A 17,784-nucleotide genomic window follows, 5' to 3' on the forward strand; every position below is an offset into this window, starting at 1 on the left:
GTCCGCAACCACCCTCCTCGCCACGATCAAAATTGCCTTGCAAATGGGAGGCGACCATATAAGAAATGTCGTGTTTTTGACTGCTGGCATGCTGGACGGCTCGTTGAGCAAGCACGGAAGCCGACCATGCAGCCAGCCGGATTGGTGACACTGACGATGCGAGAGCTTGATCGACTCAAGGTGATCCAGGCTGTGGTGGATACGGGCTTGAAGCCCGGACGTGCAGCCGAACGGCTGGGCCTGAGCGTGCGCCAGGTGGAACGGCTGGTTATCCGGTATCGCGAGCGTGAGCCCGACGGCGTAGCTTCGGGCCGTCGTGGGCGACCGGGCAAACCGCAAGCTCGGCGACGGGCTGGCGTTACGTGCCCTGACCGTTATCCGGGAGCGCTACGCGGATTTTGGGCCGACGCTGGCGTGCGAGAAGCTGCGCGACTGTCATGGCATTGACCTGGCTGTCGAAACGGTTCGTACGCTGATGAGAGCTTCCGGCCTGTGGATTCCACGCAAGCAACGCCCGCCGAAGGTCTACCAACCGCGCAACCGCCGTGCATGCCTGGGCGAACTGATTCAGATCGACGGCAGCGATCATCGCTGGTTCGAGGAACGGGCGCCGGCCTGCACGCTACTGGCGTACGTCAACGACGCAACGAGCCGGTTGATGATGTTGCATTTCACGCAGACGGAATCGACCTTCAGCTACTTCGAAGCGACACGGGCATACATCGAACGCCACGGCAAGCCTGGGCCTTCTACAGCGACAAGTCGAGCGTGTTGCGCATCTCGATACGGGGCAAGACTGTCAACCGTGTGACGCCGTTCGGTCGCTGAACTCCTGCAATCTAAACCATCCCCCTTGACCTTAAAGCTCCCTTCAAGGTTAGCCTTTTGCCTATCGTCATTTGAGACAGAGTCGCCAAGGCAGAGGACATGCAAACGATATTAGGGGCAAATGGCCAGATTGCCACCGAACTGGCCCGGGAACTGCGGCGCATCGACACGCCCGCCATACGTCTCGTGAGCCGCAATCCGCGCAAGGTCAACGACACCGATACCCTGGTGTCGGCCAATCTGCTGGATGCGCGCCAGACCGCCGAGGCGGTAAAAGGCAGTGACATCGTCTACTTCACGGCCGGCCTGCCGCCGGATACGGAGCTGTGGGAAACGCAGTTTCCGGTCATGCTGAAGAACGCGCTCGACGCCTGTCGCGCAGAAGGCGCCAAATTCGCCTATTTCGACAATACCTACATGTACCCGCAGGACAACCGGCTGCAGACGGAGTCGACCCAGTTCGCGCCGGTCGGCCGCAAGGGCAAGGTGCGTGCGGCGATGGCGGCGATGGTGCTCGAAGAGATGGCGCGCGGCGACATCCCCGTCCTGATCGGCCGCGCCCCCGAATTCTATGGCCCGGGCAAGACGCAAAGTTTCACGAATGCGCTGGTCATCGACAAGCTGAAAGCCGGCAAAAAGCCAAAGGTGCCATTGCGCGACGACACACGGCGCACGCTCGTCTGGACGCCCGACGCGAGCCGCGCACTCGCGGTACTCGGCAACACGCCGGACGCGTTCGGGCAGACCTGGCATCTGCCGTGTTGCGACGATCGCCCGACTTACCGGGAGTTCGTCGAGATGGCAAGCCACGCATTCGGACAAAAGGCCGCCTATTCGATCGTCGGAAAATCGGCCTTTTGGATTGCGGGTCTCTTCTCCCCCCAAGTACGTGAAATCAGGGAGCTTCTGCCTCGCTACGAACAAGACAATCTGTTCGACTCCACGAAGTTCAAGCGACGGTTTCCCGAGTTCAAGGTGACCACCTACCAAGCGGGCCTTGAAAAAATTCGACAGGAATGAGCGGAGAGACCGGTATCTCTCCGGCCGTTCGCTTAGCCGGGAAGCTGACTGAATCCAGAATCACTTCAGCCCGCCTGCGCCCACAACCCCATCGATCTCGGTCCCGGCGATCCCGTATTTCGCCATGCGCGCCCGATGATCGGGCGACCCGAGATACGCGCGCAATTGCTCGTTAACTGCGTGCAGCAGCCCCTGATTCTCCTTGCTGAACGAAAATGCGCCCACCGGCGCCTTTCCCGACGCGTCCGGAGCATGCGCAATCGACTCCAGTTCCGGATTTGCATCCGCAATGCTGCGGTTGCCGATCGCGGTCGCCGCAAACGCATCGATCTTTCCCGCCAGCAACGCGGCGACGGCGTCGGGCTGATCGTTGAACAGAACGATCTGCGCATCGTCGACGCCCGCCGATTTCGCGGAATCGACCTGAACCTGTCCCGGGATCAGCCCGAGTCGCGCGTCGGCCCGCTTCGCCACCGCATCGTAGCCGGACAGCGCCTTCGGATTGCCGCGCTGGACCACGAAGCCGTCGCCGAGCGACCAGACCGGCAGACTGAACGCGACTTGCCGCGCACGGGCAGCCGTCACGAAGATCGGTACATTCATGTCCCAGCGTCCCTCGCTGACGCCCGGCAGCAGTTCTTCGAAGGTCGTCAATCGATGGTCTATGGTCGTCACGCCGATGGCTCGCAGCACCACATGCGCGAGTTCGATATCCGCACCGGTGGCGGATCCGTCGCCTCCCGTCCAGTAGAACGGTGGCTCCTCGACATACGCGAGACTGATTTTCATGATGTCTCTCCTGTAATCAGCGGGTCAACATTGCTCAGGCAGCTACCTCGTCGAGTGCAGCGGAAAGCGCGGACAACGCCTCGCCGAGGCGCTTAGGCGGCAAGTAGCCGAACCCGAGACGGAACACGCGATCGCTTTCGCCGAACCAGCTACCGGCGGCAAGCTGCAGCGCATACTCGGGCAGGATCGCCCAGAAGCGTGAAACGGCATCGTCGTCCAGCGCATCGGGCCGCAGTCGCACGCAACACATCGCGCCCGCATCCGGCCTCACCCATTCAACCCGCCGCGCCTCGCGAGCACACCAGTCGGCCAGTTCGTCGAGCGCGCGGGCAAGCAGGCGCCGCCGCGGCCCGAGCACCGCTTCCCGATGATCCAGCACGACTGCCGCGAGCGTCTCGTCGAGTACCGAACCCGAGATCACCGTGTTCATCTTGGCGACGATCAGCCGCGCGCGCAGATCCGGATCGGCCACCGTGAGCCAGCCGGTCCGCAAGCCGGGCGCGCCGAGCGCCTTCGATACCGACGCGCCGGTGACGATCCGTGCGTCGAGACCGGCAACGCTGTCGATCACTCGCGCGTCGCCATAGCTCGCCTCACGATAGGTTTCGTCGACGAACAGAACGGCTTCCGGTGCGCGGCGCGCCATCAGCCCGAGCAGTTTCTCGATATCGGCGTGCGAAGTCTGGACGCCGGACGGATTTTGCGGCGACGCGAGGCTGACCAGTTTCGTTTTAGGCGACAGGCTCGCCTCGATTTTCTCCAGGTCCAGCCGATAGCCGCTTTCGAACGTCGAGCGCACCTCGCGCACCGTCACGCCGGCGCCCAGCAGGCTGTCGCGGCACGGGGGGAAGCACGGCGCGACCAGCACCGCCTCGTCGCCGGGACGGCAAACCTCGAATGCCAGCAGAAACAGTCCGAGCGCCGCGCCCTGGGTCGTGACGACCTGCTCGGCCGGAATCCCGCAACCTCGCGCAATCGCGTCGCGAAGCGCGTCGGCGCCGGCCGACTTGCTGTAGCCGAGCTTGAGCGCGCGAATCGATTCGACGCCGGCCAGGTCGAGCACTTCCCCGACCGTCAGGTCCTGTGACGTGCTCTCGGCCAGGTTGAACAGCCGATTCACGTCGAGCAGCAAAATGATGTCGTTGCGAGGGAAGCGCCCTTTCCACTCGCCCGCCTCGGCTCCGCCACGTCCGGTCCTGAACGTCATATTGGGATCCTGAATAATCGTGTTCATGCGAATGTCTCCCGCTTCCGTTGAATACCGTGCCGCACGATCCGCTGCCTGCGGCTGTGCGCGCGAAGTGTGCCGATTCCGATGCCGTCACATCTGATGATGCGATCGCGACCCATGCATCGTAGCGCGTCGACGAAAACCATAACAGCCACAATTTCCTGAGGATGGACCATCACAATTCGACTTGTCGCGCGACGGATGCCGGACCGATAATCGCGGCGTGTACCGATACCGACCCACGTCATGGAAACGTCCTCTCCGTACCGCTACCAGCAGCTGGCCGATCTCATCGTCGGGATGGTCGACAAGGGCACGCTCGCGCCCGGTGCGCGCCTGCCGTCGGTGCGCGCATTCAGCGAACAGCATCGCATCAGCATATCGACCGCGCTGCAGGCGTACCGGCTGCTCGAGGATCGCGGCATCCTGGTCGCCCGGCCGCAATCGGGTTTCTATGTCGCGACCGCGCGACGCGGCACGCTTGCGCTGCCCTCGACGCCGCGTGCGCGCGCCAGGGCATCGACGGTGTCGATCAGCGGCGCCGTCGCGGGGCTGCTCGAACATGCCGCCAACTCGGCGCTGGTTCCGCTCGGATGCGCGGTTCCCGATCCGGCGCTGCTGGAGTCGAAGCGGCTGGACCTGGCGCTGGCACGCGTCGCGCGACAACAAGGCATGCGCTACAACGTCTATTCCCCGCCGTACGGCGACCCGCGCCTGCGGCAGGAAATCGCGAAGCGTGCGATGCGGTTCGGACATGCGCTTGCGCCGGACGACGTCCTCGTCACCAACGGCTGCACCGAAGCGCTGACGCTTGCCCTCAGCGCGGTGGCCCGGCCCGGCGACACGATCGCCGTCGAGTCGCCGACGTATTTCGGGCTGCTGCATACGCTGGAAGTGCTGGGCCTGAAGGCGCTGGAACTGCCGACCGACCCGACTCGCGGCATCGACATCGGCGTGCTTGCCGGCTGGCTCGAAACGGGATCGGTGTCGGCCTGCGTGCTGTCGTCGACCTTCAGCAACCCGCTCGGCGCGACGATGGCGGAAACGGACAAACGCGCGCTGCTCGCATTGCTGGCCGCGCATCGCGTGCCGCTGATCGAGGATGACGTTTATGGCGATATCCACTTCGGCGGCAAACGGCCCACGCCTTTCATCGCAGTCGATGGGGGCGCCGATACGATCTACTGCAGCTCGTTTTCCAAAAGCCTCGCGCCCGGGGACCAGCCGCATCGAAAACGGCGTCCGGCAATTGGGACGACTCGCCGCTCGTCAGCTCGACCGCTGAGAACCGGGGACGCTGCCCGCGTGCGGGCGCCTGCGCCCCCTTACCCGACGATCACTCGCTGTCCCGGATCGATCTGCGCCGGATTCTGCGCAAAATTCCGGTTGAGCTGCAGGATCTCGTCGAGCGCGACCGCGATCCGTCGCTCGCTCGTCATCTGCTGCTGTTCGTCGGCCGGCACCCTGGCCGCCGCGAGCAACGACGACTCGTGACGTTCCGCGATCGTCCACAGTGAATCGCCGGCGACCACCGTCACGGTCTGCGGTGCGCTCGTCGGCGGCTGCGTGGATGGCGAAGAGGAGTTCGACGGCTGCACGCCGGGTGTCGCCGGTGTCGCGGAAGCGTTCGGCCGTTGCGTCGCGGGCGTCGTCGGAACCACTGGCGTCGCAGTCGCCGTTGCACCTGGCGCCCCCGACGGCGCCAACGACGCCCCCGGCGTCGGCGTCACACCGCCGCTCGCCCCCGTCGACTTCGGCGAACCCGCCGGCGACTTGTCCTTGTCGTCCGAGGTCGCCGCCACCACCAGATTGACCCCTTGCACGACGCCGAAAATCACCACCGGCGCCAGCGCGATGGCGGTCGGCACGCGTTCCATCCACGGCGTCGCATTCGGGAAATGCGTATGCAGGCGCCCGGCGCCGAGCAGGATGCCGGAAGCCATCGTCAACGCGCCGGTGGGATCGCCCGTCATCATCGTGTGAATGCCGCTCGCGACGCTGGCGGCCGATGTCGCGTAATCGCCGACCGCGCTCACGGTACGCGCGATCTGACTGCGATTCTCCGCATTCACGCCGCGCAGGCTGCCCGCATAGACGACGCCCGTATAGGCACCGGAGAACAGCCCGCCAAGCGCCTGCCCGCCGGCCAGCCAGTTGCCGTGCGCGATCGCCTCCGTCGCGTTCATCGCGACCGAGCCCGCGTATCCGCTCAGCGCGAGCAGCCGGCCGACGCGGCCGACCATGTGTCGCGGACTGCCATGGTGCAGCAGCTTCAGCGACGTGCCGCCGACCACGCCCTGCATCTGCGCAAGCATGTCCGCGGCGATCGCCTTCGTATGCGTGACCGTATCGTCGAACGACAGCAGCTTGTCCGCGTTCAGCTTGCGCAACTGCGCGGCCTTGGCCTTGCCCTCGCGCGCGATCTGCTCCAGTTGCGCACCGCGTCCGTTCACGTCGAAGTGATTCGCCCGCAACTGCGTCTGCATCCCGTGCACGAGCCGGTCGACGACGTGGTCGAACACGCGCGGGTCGCCGTTCTTCAGGCTCGCCACCGTACCGTGGTGCAGCGCCTGGAACAGCCGCCCGACCCGCATGCCGACAGACAGCGAATTGGTCGCGGTGCGCCCCGACTCGCGCCCGAGCGTGACCAGCCCGCCGACTCCGATGACGTCGATCGCGCCCGCCACCCCGATATCGACGACGACCTGCTGCGACGACTGCGGCTTGTCGCCATCGAGCATCCGCTTGTGTACGCGCAGTGCATACAGCTCGGCCTGCCCGCGCTTCTCGTCGGGAATCTTCACCTGGCCGAGCTGCGCGGCCTCCCGGCGGCTCGCGCCGAGCGGCTTGGTGCCGTCGTTGATCAGCGCCGGCGCGCGCACCACCGAGCGCCAGTATTCGACCGGCTCGCCGGCCGTCGCGACCCGGGCTTGCGAATGCGTGGTCACGCGTTCGGGCACGCCGGCGCCGTACTTCGCCAGCCAGCGCTCGCCGAACGCGCGTGCGCGTTCTTCCGTGCCGTTGCGCGGCGGGTTGCCGTCGGCTTCCCAGCGCGGCGTCGCATACTCGATCGTCGCCTTGCGGGCCTGGTTCAGCAGTACGGTCGTGTTGCCTTCGTAGAGCCGCTTGCGCAACGCCGCGACGTCGGCCGGCGTCATCCCGTCCGCGGCGCCGATCCGTTCGACTTCCGCGAACAGCAATTGATGCTGGTTCGCGAGCGTCTGCCGGTCGACGCGCTCGAACACGCGCGTCAGCGCATCCGCGCCGTGCAGCCGGCCGATCACGTCGGGACGGTCGCGGTACTCGACGATCAGCTTCGCCAGCGCCGCGGTGAGCGGCTGGTTGCCGACGAAGTCCGCGCCGTGCGTGCCGTACGACAGGCCCATATGCACCCACTCGAGTCCGTCGCGCTCGAGCACCGCGCGCAGCAGCGTCTCGTGCCCGCCGCCCGGCACCGACTCGGGCACCGCGTCCCAGCCGTGGAACGTGACCATCACGTTCGGCGCGACGGTATCCGGGTTGTCGTTCGCCCACTGTTCGAGCGCGCTGAAGAGCCGCACGTAGTCGTGGTACGTGTCGTTCGTGCCCGACTGGAACCGGTAGTCGGAACCGGACACCAGCGCGCGCGACGGCGCGGTCTCGAGCCGGATCGCGAAGCCCGATTTCGCGGCCTCGTCGAGCCAGCGATGCAGGTGCGCCAGATCGTCGAGCGCCAGCGGCTTGCCGTCCGAGCCGGGCGCCGGAAGGATCCGGCCGTTTTCGCCGTCGAAGACGGTGTTTTCCTGCTCGCCCAGCGCATGCACGGCGCGCAGGAATTCCGGGTCGTGCGCCTTGCCGAGCGCCGCCGCGAGCGAATGCGGATCGACCACGAGCGTGACGATCGGCATCACGCCGCCGTGGCGTTCGACGAGCTGCGTCATCAGCGCCGGATCGTCGCGCAGCGAGAACGCGCGCGCCATCGGCACCATCCGGTCCTGCAACTGCGGATCGGAGCGCGTGAAGATCTGCCGAATCCGCTTGTCGGCGACGGTCGCCGCGCCGAAGCGGCGCGTGCGCGCCTGCAGCTTGCCGGGAATCGGCAGAAAGCGCGACGCGGACGTCGACACGTCGCGCGCGACATACAGCTTGTTGAGCAGCGTGCGCCACATGCCCGCGTCGACCATCACGGCCTGCGGCTCGCCTTTCAGCACGAGGTTCACGTCGCCGGAGCGCTGCGTCTGCTTGTTGAAGGCCTCGATCTGGTCGTACGTCTCGAAATAGTCGCCGGTTTCTGCCGCGCCGTTGCGCAGGCTGTACTCGATGGCCGTGGCCGACGCGAGGCCCGGCTGGTACGGTTCGATCGACAGCGTCCGGGGCTTCGCGCCGGCGGGCGGCGCACCGCGGCGCATTCGCTGCAGTTCGCCGCGCACGTCGTTGTAGGTCTGCCGCGTGCGCGCGGCCAGCGCGCGGAACGGTGCCGACTGCCGCCCGCGCGCCTCCGCGTCGCTCAGGTGTTCGGCGAGCGCCTGTGCGCGCGTCTCGAGCGCCGCGACGCGCGTCGGCCGCGCAGCCTTCAGGAAGGCTCGCGGCGGCAATCGCGTCAGCAGGAAATGCAGGTCCGCGCCGAAACGGTCGTCGCCGATCGGCATCTCGTCGAGCGACACGCCGCGGTGACTCGCGTTGTTCGCGTGGCGGATGGCGTCGAACCAGCGCATCTTGCCGCCGCGCGCCGAGATCACGCCGATCGGATTGCCGAGTGCCTCGGCCACCGCGCCGTCGGTCCTGAATACGTAGACGACGTGGCGTTCGCCGTCCACCGCGCCGTTGCGGATCGCGCTCAGCAGGTGCTGCGCGTTGTTGCCGCTGAAGTCGATCGCGTGGAATGCCGACGCGTCCGACGGCAGCAAATGCGGATCGACGAGCGGCGACGTCGAGGCGGCGGACGCTTCCCCGCCCGCCTTCGCGCGTGTGGGCGACCAGCGGACCGGCACGAGCGACTGGAACACGTCGCCGGCCTTGCGGCGCGGCGGGGTGTCGACGGCGGGATCCTTCGCGGGCTTGAAGCCGCCAATGCGATCGACGATCTCCGGCTTCACGTCGCTGACCACGAAGCGGATCCCGCGGCGCGGCGAGCGGCCGACCGGAATCCCGCCGCGGCGCTGCCGCCGGAACACCGTGCGCAGATCCTGCTCGGGAATCTCGGTGTCGCCGAGCGGCGCCTTCTCGTAGTACTTCCATGTGTGGTTCGTATTGCGCGCCGCGTAGCCGAGCACCTTGCCGGTTTCGTCGTCGACCACGTGAATCCAGCGGCGCTCGCCTTCGACCGCGGCCACCGCCTGCCGCGGTCGCTTGAAAGCCGGCGCATCGTGCAGCTTCGTCATGTCGGCGGCAAGCGTCGCGTCGATCTTGCGCCCCGACGCCGCAACGGACCACGACGACCGGCCATCGTGGCTCTTGATCTTCGACGGGCCGCCGAATCGCATCAGCTCGTCGTGCGCGACCGGCGACACGTAGAAGTCGTAGCCGCGGCGCGCATTGCGCCCCTTCGCGCCGGTCTTCGCGAGCGCCTTGCGCAGCGCAGGCGGCACGCGCCGGCCGTCGAGCATGCGCACCGGGCCGGGCACGCCATGCTCGTCGGTCTCGAGCACCGCGACGAACGCCGGCGGCGCATGCTCGGCGTTCTTGCCGGGACGCGCCGTGTGCTCGGTGATCAGCACCTGCGCATTGCGGCCGAGCTTGCGCCCGAGCCCGTCGAGCGTCGGCGCCTGCGCGCCGTCGACACGCGTCAGCGTGCGGCGGTCGAGGCTGTCGAGCCACGCGGCAGCCTGCGCCTCGCGCGCTTCGGCAACTGCGGTCGAGGTACCGCCTTCGGGTACGGCCGGCGCACCCGCATGGCCGGATACGGTGGCCGGCGACGCCGCGCCAGCCGGTTCGTTCGCAGCGCCTGCGAGCCGGCCGCCCGGCCCCGCCGCGCCGAGCGTCGGCCAGGTCGGAGTGCCGTCGGCCGCGCCGAGTGCACGCATTCCGCTCGCATGCACGGCGGCATAGCCCTCTGGCAAGCCGTTGCGATCGACGCCGACGAGCCGATACGACGCGTCGCCGCTTGCCGCGTCGCGCGTACGCACGACATACGCATCGGCGCCAGCCGGTTTGAACAGTTCGCCGTCGGGCGTGGCAATGCGCACGGCATTCGCCGGATCGTGGCCGAGCGTCGACAGCAGCACGGCATCGGTATGCGCGGCGGCATCGACGGCCGCCCGGTTCGCGGCGACACGTGCGGCGATGCGCTGCTGCGATGTCAGGTCCGGCTGCGCGAACGCGGTTTCGTCCGGCAACGCGTCCGCCGGCACGTACGCGTAATCGTTCGCGGCGGCCTGGGCCGAATCGAATGCGCGTTCGAGATCGTCATGCCCGACGCGCTGCGCACCGGACGGCAATGCGCGCGGCTCGGCGGCCGACGGGTCGTGTCCCGCACGCGCGACCCTCGTCTCGGGCACGGTGCCGCTGAAGCGGAACCAGCCGTCTTCGGGGTCGATCGCGCCGAAGTCGGTGCCGCTGCCGAGCGGGATGCTGCCGTCGCGCGTCATGAATTCGACGCGCAGGTTCGTCAGGCCCGCCGCGTCGAACGCCGTCATCACGTCGTCGATCACGCGGGTCGGTTCGGGTTCGTCGAGGAAATAGCTCGGCCAGTGCTGGCTTACCGTGCCGCCGGCGCGTGTCACGCGCGCGGCGTCGCCGATCACGCCGGGCCGTTCGGCCAGCGCGCTGCGGAATGGATGGTCGAGCGTCACCGATTCGAACGTTCCGTCCGGGATCGGCGTGAAGTCGTAGGCCGGGTCGGCGAAGGTCGGGTCGGGCACGCGCGGCACGGTCGGGCGCGCCGCCGCATCGGTCATCGGGCGCGCCGCAGCAGGCGCGTCCGGCTGCGCTCCGGCCGACGCGTCGTCCGCGACGAGCGCGGGGCGGCCCGCGCGCGCGGGATCGCCGCGGAACACCTGCATCGCGAGACGATCGCGGTCGATCTGGCCGGTCAGGCGCGTCACGCGCACGGCAACCGAACCGTCGGGCCGAACCATCAGGATGTCGGGCGGCGCCCACACCGACGTCGGTCGCCCGGTCAGCTCGGACAGCCGCTGCGCGAGCGTCGTGGCAAACGTCGCGTTCGCCGCGCGCACCTGGGCGGGCGCGACGCGCAGCGGATCGTGCCGGGCCGAGCCGCCGAAGCACGAATACAAGGTCACGTCCTGTCCCGGCGCAAGGTGCGGCGCCACCCGCACGGCTACCTCGTCCGGCGTCAGTGGCCGCCCTTCCGGGCCCTGCATCGCATCGGCCGAGATGCCGTGGCCGAACACCACGTGATGACCGGGCGGCGACATCAGCCCGCGCTGGCCGATCGCATGCAGCCGGTCGCTTTCCGGCATCAGCATCGTATCGACCGGGCGCAGGAATTCGGGATGCAGTTTCGCGTCGATGCCGGTCACGTCGTCGAAGCCCGGCTGCAGCACCGACCGGCCGTGGACCGTCGTCGTGACGATCCCTTCATTGACGATCCGCCGATCCGTATAGACGCCGCTGTTCGGCAGGTAGGTTTTCTGCGGAATGCCGGACAGGCCGTCGTCCGGCTCCGTTTCCTGCTCGTCGCGCGCGGCCCATTCGTCGGCCTTGAAAACCCGGCCGGTGCCGACGTCGGCCAGCGGCGTCGGCACGTAGACCGGCGGTTCGGTCCCGTCCGGCTCCGCCGCGAGACGCGGATGCGCGGGCCGCTGCGGCGTCGCGCCCTGCCCGCCGCCATCGCCGCGCCGCCCGCTGTCCGCCTGCGGATCGATCTGCTGCTCGATCGGGCGCACCGGCTCGACCGGCGCATCGCCATGCGCGGCCGCGCCGGGCACCGTTTCGCCGCGCGACGCGTACACCGTCGGCAGATCGCTCGCGTCCGGCGCTTCGGGAATATGCAGGTAGAGCCGCGTCGACACGTCCGGATCGTCGGCCGGCACGACGATCTTGTCGCTGTTCGGATGCAGGACCAGCGCGCCGGTGCCGCGCACCGAGTTGGACGCGATCGACGCGATCACGGGCGCCTGCAGCTCGTATGCGAGTTCCTGCGCGAACGGATAATCGCCGGAACCGAGGTAGCAGCCGGTCAGCAGCACGCCGTTGCCCGCCGTATAGGCCGGATCGTCGAGCAGCTTGCGCGCGAACAGCTTCGGCGGCATCCGCTCGCCGTCGAGCGTGACGGCGGTCGAGCTGTCCCACCTGACGTTCTGCGGCGTCGTGCCGTGCGATTCGACGATGTCGAAGCCCGATACCTTCAGGAACCGGCGCGCGGTCGGATGGCCGAGCAGGTTCACGACTTGCGAGCCCGGCACCGGCCGCAGTTCCAGCGGATTGAGCAGCACTGGCTGCGCGCGGCCCGGCGAGAACTTGCCGTTCGTGTCGGGCTCGATCTGGAAGCGCGCGAGCCGGCGGTTCGGGTCGGGATCGGCGCGCCGCCAGCCGGCTGCGTCCCCGCTGCCGTTGCGGCCATACACGGGCGCCTGGATCAGGTCCGCGAATTCCTGCAGCAGTTGCGGATCGGCGCCGCTGTGCGCGCCGTCGAGCGCGACCGGCACGCCCGGCGTATAGCCGTTCCACGCCAGCTGTTCGAGCGCGTGCGTCATCTCGAGCGCGCTCGCCGCGCGGCCGCTGCGCGGATTGACGATCGAGCCGCGCCTCGTCAGCACGCGCCATACGTACACGCCGAGCGGCACGCGCGCTTCGGCGGCCGCGTCGCTGCCGCCCCAGCGGTTCGAGACCGGACGCGGCGCGACGTTTTGCCAGTCGACCCGGCGCGGCGCGCCCTGCTCGACGATCGGCAGCCCCGGCGAGAAACGATAGGTGCGCGGCCCATGCTGCACCGAATGATCGGGCACGCCGGCCCGATCGGGCGCACCCGGTTCCAGCACGATGCTGCTCGTATAGCCCGAGTCCGGGCTGCCGTCGCTGCGGGAGCGCGGCGAGCGCCACGCGACGAAGCCGCTCGCGCCGTACACGTCGACGCCCAGCACGTTCGCGAGCAGTTGCGCGAGCGGGCTCACGCGCGTGCCGGCGCCGCACGCATAGAGGATCACCGGCGACTTGCCGTCCCAGCCGCTGCGCCGGACCATGTCGGCCATCTCTTCGGCGCTGATCGCCTTGCCGGCCGCATTCGCGAACGAATCGGCCCACGCATGCGCGTACACCGCGAAATAGCCGGGCGGCACTGGCATCAGCGGCCGCTCGCCGGCGGGCAGCCGGTTCTCGGGTTGCGCCGGGTTGGTCGAATAGATCGCGAGATCGGCTTCGCGACGCGGATAGGCGCCCCACTGCGTTTCGGCCAGGCCGAGCGGCGCGTTGATCACGTCGATGCGTCGGCCGTCCTCGTAGCGGATCAATGGCTTCGCGGGATCGAATCCGCGCGGATACAACACGCGCAGCGGACGGTCGTACGCGCCGTTCATCGACAGCTGGAGCCCGTTGCGCGCATCGTTCGCGGCAACACGTCCGGCGATCGCTTCGGGCGGCACCGTGCCGTCCGCGGCCAGCGCGCTGCGGTCGACCAGCGCGACCGCATAGCGGCCCGCCACCGCGCCGTCCTGCGCGACCATCAACGCGTCGTGGAACGCCGCATAGCGCGTCACGTCGATCGTGCCGTCTTCGTCGCGCACCGCCGCCGGGTCGCTGCCCGCGTTCGCGCGGCGCGCGTCCGCGTTCGCTGCGCGCAGGTCGTCTCCGAGGTCGCCCTTTTCAGTGGCGGGCAGCCCGTCCTGCTCCGGCGCGCGCGCATTGCCTTCGGTGTCCTCGAGCGCATACACGTAGTACTCGATGTTCTCGAGCCGGTTGCCGCTGTCGAGAACCGACCCGACGACCTTGCCGAGAATCTCCGGATCGGCGGCGACATGCGCGGGAATCTCCCAGGACGCGGGGCGCGCGTTCGCCGCAGGCACGCCGGTTTCGGCCGGCGCAGTCGGCCCCGCCTCGTCGCCGGACAACGCTTCGGCAACGGCCGGCGTCGCTTCGCCGCCGGCCGCTTCGGAATCGGGGGCCAGCCGCAACGCGATCGCGTCGCCGTCGTCGGCGATCCCGTTCGAGCCCTTCGTGCGGCGCGCGCGCAGCCACGACGCGAATTTCGAGCCGCGCCCGGCATCGGCCGGCGCGAGCGGTTCGCCGTCGTCGGCCGTCTCGCCGAAGCTGGCCGCCTGCTTCTCCGCGTGCTGCCACGGATTGCCGATCTCGCCGACCGCGAGCCGCTGGTTCACCAGCCCGTCCGACAGCATCGTGTGCATCACGTCGAGCGCCGTCGGCCTCGCGACCGGCGGCGTCGCGGGCGTCTTCGTGATCGCGCGGATCGGCCGCTCCATCAGCGTGTGCGAGCCGAGCCCCATCTGCGCGACGCCGATCCCGAGGTTCAGCAACTGCTGCGCGCGATCGGAATCGGACATCGCGTCCCAGTTCTTGAGCAGCGACGCGCCCTGGTCGAGCATCTGGTAGCCGCCGATCGCGCCGCCCGACACATTGAACACCGCGGCCGTGCGGCCGGTCGTCTGCGCGAGCGAATCGAACGCGTCGGCCTGCTGCGCGAAGCGGCCCAGGCCGGCCAGTTCGGTCACCGCGCCGTCGCCGCGCGACGCCAGCGTCAGCATGTCCGACATCTGCCCGGTCGTGCGCAGCAGCGACGACGCTTCCGCGAGCGACTTCGCCGCGAAGCCGAGCCCGCCGCCCGCCATCCCCGCGCCGCTGCCGATCAGGCTGAGCCAGTCGCCGCGCGCCTGCGCGTTGCCGAAGCCGGTCGACTGACCGTGTTCGCTGAGGTTGTGCAGGTCGCCGATCGCGGTCGGCACGCCGACCGCCATCCCGGTGCCGACCGCCGTCCACGCGGCGACCAGCAACGGCGCGGCCACCGTGCCGATCCCGCTCGCAACCAGCACGACACCGCCGGCCGCCGCGAGGATGCCGGTGCCGATCTCGAGCACGTGCTCGAAGCGCTGCCAGCCGGTGGTCACGTGCGCGGACTGCGTGTCGTACTCGACCGGGCCGCCGGACGCCGGGCCGATCGTCAGGTTCTTCGGGATATACAGCGTGCCGTCGTCGGACAGCGCGTTGTTGTGCCGGTAGTCGTCGATGCTCTTGTATTCCCAGCCGCGATCGTCGATCAGCCGATACTCGTTCGGACTGCCTGCGACCTGCACCTTGAACAGCGCGCTCGGGTTCGCGCCCGAATCCTTCGACACGTAGTAGATCGGCACGAGCGACACGACCGGGTGATCGCCGCCGACCTTGCGGATATGGTCGACCACGGTCTGGATCATCTGCGTCGCGGCCGAATTCTGCGCGTACAGCGACTTGTCGTTCACGGCCGTGCCGTTCAGCAGCTGCCCGTTGCCGACGATCATCTGCTCGAGCAGCGCCATCGACGGCACGTCGTTCGCATCGGTCGGCACCGCGCCCGGGTCGTCGGGCTGCATCCCGAGGCCCGCGCCGACGAAGTTCGTCAACTGGTTGGAGCCGGCCGTGAACGTATACGACTTGTCGTCGAAATGCTTCTGGAAATCGCTGAAATACGCGTGCAGCTGCTTCGACGGATCGGCATTGAACAGCTTGTAGCTGGCCGTCGCGGCCTGCTGGTTGCGCGTGTTCTGCGCATGCTCGGTGCCTTGCTGGTAGCGCAGCTGGAAGTCGTTCGCGAAGCCCGCGCGAAACCGGTCGTCGCCCTGCATCTGCGACAGCAGCGCCTTCGACAAGGCCGGATCGACGCCCGACGCGAGCGCCTGGCGCACGCCGTCGAAACCGTATCCCGGGTCGCTGCCGCGCAGCGTGTAGATCAGCGTCTTGGCATTGCCCTTGTCGTTCAGCAGCCAGCTCGCGACGTCGTCCTCGCGCTGCACGGGGACGCCGCTCGCAGTCGGCTGCTGGTCCGCGAGCCCGACCGCGACGCTCAGCCCCTTGTAGAACTCGGTGCCCTGCCCGTACGGCTGCGGCGTGCCCGTGTTGTTCTGAAACCACTTGTCGTTGAAATCCTTCTCGACCGTGTCGAGCACGACGCCGGCGAATTCGGGCGGCGCATCGGCGAGGATGTCCTGCATCCACTTGCCGGCCTTGTCCGCGTTCATCGTGCCGTCGTTGCGCGCCTGCACGCTGGCCGTATCGGTCGCGCTCGCATCGGGCTTCTTCATCAGCGGATCGATCTGCGCATGGATGAAGCTCGCGTTGAAATGCGGCTGGCCGGCCTGCGTCCACAGCGTCTGGCGCTCATCCAGCGAGAACGACGCATCCATGTTGGTCTTCAGCACCTTGAGCGCCGCGCTGGCGCCGCCGGGACCCTGCATTGCCTGGTCGACCTGCTGCTTCGTGTACTGCAGCCGCACGTCGGGCGCGGCCGCGAGCAACAGCTGGATCTGCTTCTGCGGGTCGCCCTTCGCCTTCGGATCGACGTGCGCCATCGCGTACTGGAACACGCCCTGCTGATCGAGCTGGTCCTTCAGCGCCTTGGCCTTGGCCGGGTCCTTCACGTTGGCCGGGTTCACCTCGGCCCCCGTCATCTTGACGAACGCCTCCGCGAGCGGATTCTGCTGCGCGAGCGCCTTCTCCTGCGGCGACAGCGTCGGATCGTTCGGATCGACGGTCTGCCCGGTCTCCTGCAGCAGCGCGAACGTGACCGGATCGGACTGTGCGAGCTGCTTCATCTGCGGCGACAGCGACGGATCGTCGGGATTGATCGTCGCGATCGTGCGCTTGAGCTGGCTCTGCTCGCCCAGCACGTCGACGAGGCCGGTGTACCACATGCCGTCGTGATTCTGCTTCACGGCCGCGACCGCCTGTTTCTGCTCGTCCGCCGTCACGTAGTTCAGCGCGGTATCGTCGCCGCCGATCACCTTGTCGTACTGGCTCTGCGCCTGCGACATCTCTTGCGTAATGTCGGCCTCGTCGGCGCGGCGCGCGCCGCCCGGTTCCTTCTGCCACGCCGCGTAATCGGCCTTCGCGTCGTTCAGGCGCAGCGTAGCGGCCGACACGCTGTATTCGTGGCGCAGCGCATTGGTCAGCGCGGTGTACGCGCTGTCCTGGTTCGCGTCGGCCGTGCTCGCCGCCTGGCGAAGCTGCGCGCCGGTGTCGGGATCCGCGCGCCGGACGCCGCCGGGCAAGCTGTTGTACTGCGTCAGATCGGCATGCGCGTCCTGGTCGTGCTGCGCCGCGAGTGCGAACTGGAACGCCTTCTCGTTGGTCGCCCGCTGCGGCGCCGATTCCGCCGCGACCGACTTCTGCGCGGCGTCGACGACGTCGCCGAGCACCGGATCGTTCGGCGAGGCCTTGCGCAGGTCCGCTGCGACGCCCGCGATCGCCTTGTTCGTATCGCCGCCGCCGTCGGCGGCGACGCGCATCTGGTTCTCGACGGCCGCCTGCACCGCGCCCCACGCGGATTCGGCCTTCTTGACCTGGTTGTCGAGGTCGGCCTGCGACGCGCCCTGGTCGTGCAGGCGCTTGAGCGTCGCCATCTCGGCCTGGGCCAGCCGGAGCAGACGCTGGGTCTCGGCCTGCGCCGCCGCGAGGGCCTTCTGTTCGGGCGTCTGCGCCGGCGGCGCGCCGCTCGCGCCATTGCGGTTCGCCGGGTCGTTGTCATTGTGCGGCGGCGGCACGTATGTCGATCCGCCCCCTCCCACAGCCATCAACACCATGTTCGTTCTCCCGCGGCCTGCGTGACGCGGCGTGATGCGCCGCAAAAACGGCGGACAGCCACGCGCAATGGTCCATTGTGCCGAACGGAAATCGGTCGAAAAGGCGTGAATTACGTAGTCGCCGGCGCGATCGCGCCGGCTGCGCAAGACGCCTGCTACGAACGGGGAAGCGGCGGCGAGCGGTCGAGGCGCGTGCCGGGCGGCCGTCGGTCGTATCAGACGGGAAATTTTTCCGATTGCCGCCGGCCAGGT

General features: G+C 68.5%; 4 protein-coding genes and 2 pseudogenes. 3 read left to right on the forward strand and 3 right to left on the reverse strand.

The features are described 5' to 3' along the window. Window positions 1–126: 126 nt before the first annotated feature. Window positions 127–825, forward strand: a pseudogene (locus BST28156_RS06535) (ISNCY family transposase); the annotation flags it as partial. Between the two features lie 102 nt (window positions 826–927). After that, window positions 928–1,848 carry an SDR family oxidoreductase gene (locus tag BST28156_RS06540; RefSeq protein ID WP_174901765.1) on the forward strand — a complete coding sequence of 307 codons (921 nt, stop codon included), beginning with the start codon at window positions 928–930 and terminating at the stop codon, window positions 1,846–1,848. Window positions 1,849–1,908: 60 nt separating this feature from the next. Here BST28156_RS06540 and BST28156_RS06545 read toward each other — a convergent pair whose 3' ends face one another. Together BST28156_RS06545 and BST28156_RS06550 are read right to left on the reverse strand one after the other, a co-directional pair. Beyond that, window positions 1,909–2,637, reverse strand: coding sequence for a transporter substrate-binding domain-containing protein (locus BST28156_RS06545; protein WP_174901766.1), 729 nt, complete (start codon window positions 2,635–2,637; stop codon window positions 1,909–1,911). Window positions 2,638–2,671: 34 nt separating this feature from the next. Continuing rightward, the gene (locus BST28156_RS06550; protein ID WP_174901767.1) at window positions 2,672–3,871 is read right to left on the reverse strand and encodes a pyridoxal phosphate-dependent aminotransferase; all 1,200 of its coding nucleotides are present in this window, start codon (window positions 3,869–3,871) and stop codon (window positions 2,672–2,674) included. 243 nt (window positions 3,872–4,114) lie between these two features. On the opposite strand from BST28156_RS06550, the pseudogene BST28156_RS06555 reads away from it, so the two are divergent. Next, window positions 4,115–5,068: pseudogene (locus BST28156_RS06555) on the forward strand (aminotransferase-like domain-containing protein); the annotation flags it as partial. A 125-nt stretch (window positions 5,069–5,193) separates the two neighbouring features. On the opposite strand, the gene BST28156_RS06560 reads toward BST28156_RS06555, so the two are convergent. After that, window positions 5,194–17,532 carry an LWXIA domain-containing protein gene (locus BST28156_RS06560; protein WP_174901768.1) on the reverse strand — a complete coding sequence of 4,113 codons (12,339 nt, stop codon included), beginning with the start codon at window positions 17,530–17,532 and terminating at the stop codon, window positions 5,194–5,196. Window positions 17,533–17,784 lie beyond the last annotated feature (252 nt).

The organism is Burkholderia pseudomultivorans (genome assembly GCF_902499075.1).
GTDB lineage: Bacteria > Pseudomonadota > Gammaproteobacteria > Burkholderiales > Burkholderiaceae > Burkholderia > Burkholderia pseudomultivorans.